Raw genomic sequence first — 1,686 nt, 5'->3', positions numbered from 1 at the left:
ACCACCCTCGTCCTCCACCACTCGGGCAACGGCGGAGAGACGGCGCCCAGGCAGATCGAGCACAAGCACATGGTCGAGAAGAAGTGGGATGACGTCGGGTACCACTACCTCATCCCTCCCTCCGGAAGCATCCACGAGGGGCGACCTCTGAGGTACAAGGGCTCGCACGTCGAGTTGGCCAACACGGGGAAGGTTGGCATCCTGATGATGGGCGACTTCGACGCCAACTGGTGGGACTTCGACGATGAGCCCACCACGGCGCAGCTCAACGCCGCCGCGGCGCTCATCAAGACGTTGAAGGCCGAGTTCCGGACCATCACCCTGCTGGGCGGGCACCGCGACTACAAGAAGGGAACGGAGTGCCCCGGCAGCATCATGTACGGGCGGATCACCGCGCTCCGGAGCGCAACGGGGCTCGGCGGGCCATGAAGGTGCTCCGGATGGGGCTCGTCTTGCTGGGGCTCGTGGCGGTGGGGCTCAAGCTCTTCACGTACGAGTACTTCTACGCCGATGGACCCACGAGCGGTGTCGCGCTGCGCGCCGTGCCCGGACTGGAGAGCCTTCGGCGAATCGAGCGCGAGGCCGACTTCGGAGGGGATGACATCCTCATCGCCGACGAGAACGACTTTCCCGGCAGTGGAGTGTACCGCCTCATCGCGCGGGGGGGATGGCTTGGCCTGCCGGCGCTCGCGGTGGCCGTGCTGGTGGCCACACGGCGGCGGGGCAAGCACTGACGGTCGCTCCCCGACCCGAGGCGCCCGTCCCAGGGTCTCACCAACCGAGAGAGGAAGGGACACTCCCTGGGACTGGGCACGCGAGCCTGCTTGCGGCGAGAATGTCCCCTCACGGCATGTTGAACATCCCAGGCTACACCCTTCGAGGTGCCATCAAGGCCACCGGCACCAACCTGCTCTTCCATGCGGTGCGGGACGCCGACGGCCTGCCCTGCGTCCTCAAGACGCCCGTGGCCTCCGCCCTGGGCCCACGAGAGCTCGACCGCTACCGCCGGGAGTTCGGCATCCTTCAGCGCCTCCACGACGTGCACGGCGTTACCCGCGCCCATGCGTGCGAGCGGTTCCATGATCGCCCGGTGCTCATCCTGGAGGCCGTGGAGGGAGAGACGCTGTCCGGGTTCATCGGCCGCCCCCTCGAGGTGGTCCGAGCCCTGGAGCTGACCCTCTCCCTGGCCTCCACCCTGGTGGAGCTCCACCGTCGCGGCGTCATCCACAAGGACATCAAGCCCTCCAACATCATCGTCACCCCCTCCGGAGACACCCGCCTCATCGACTTCGGCACCGCCACCCTTCAGCTCGTCGAGCACGTGGACGCCGCCCCCGCCTCGCTCATCGAAGGCACCCTGGCCTACATGTCTCCCGAGCAGACCGGGCGCATGAACCGCTCGGTGGACTACCGCACCGACCTCTACTCGCTGGGCGTCACCCTCTATGAGCTGCTGGCGGGCAGCCGCCCCTTTCAAGGGCGTGACGCGCTCGAGTGGTTCCACGCCCACATGGCCCAGGCACCCCAGCCCCTCCTGGAGCGCGTGCCGGACCTGCCTCCCGTCCTCTCCGCCATCGTCCTCAAGCTGCTGGCCAAGGTCGCCGAGGAGCGCTACCAGAGCGCCGACGGACTCAAGGCCGACCTCGAGCGGTGCCGGGACGAGCTGCTGCGGGGCGTGCACGAGGA

At 68.1% G+C, this 1,686-nt stretch carries 3 protein-coding genes; all 3 read left to right on the top strand.

All coding sequences use genetic code 11. The features are described from left to right. A partial coding sequence (locus VF794_RS28920; protein WP_331115944.1) for a peptidoglycan recognition family protein occupies nucleotides 1-429 on the top strand: 429 nt, incomplete at its 5' end. A gap of 11 nt (nucleotides 430-440) precedes the next feature. Next, a complete protein-coding gene (locus tag VF794_RS28915) occupies nucleotides 441-734 on the top strand; it encodes a hypothetical protein (RefSeq protein WP_331115943.1) in 294 nt (97 codons plus the stop codon). 116 nt (nucleotides 735-850) lie between these two features. Next, a partial coding sequence (locus VF794_RS28910; protein WP_331115941.1) for a serine/threonine-protein kinase occupies nucleotides 851-1,686 on the top strand: 836 nt, incomplete at its 3' end.

It is taken from the genome of Archangium sp. (genome assembly GCF_036389735.1).
In the GTDB taxonomy this organism is placed as follows: domain Bacteria; phylum Myxococcota; class Myxococcia; order Myxococcales; family Myxococcaceae; genus Archangium.
The sequence above is the reverse complement of the archived record's forward strand: the minus strand, read 5'-3'. Positions and strand labels throughout refer to the sequence as shown.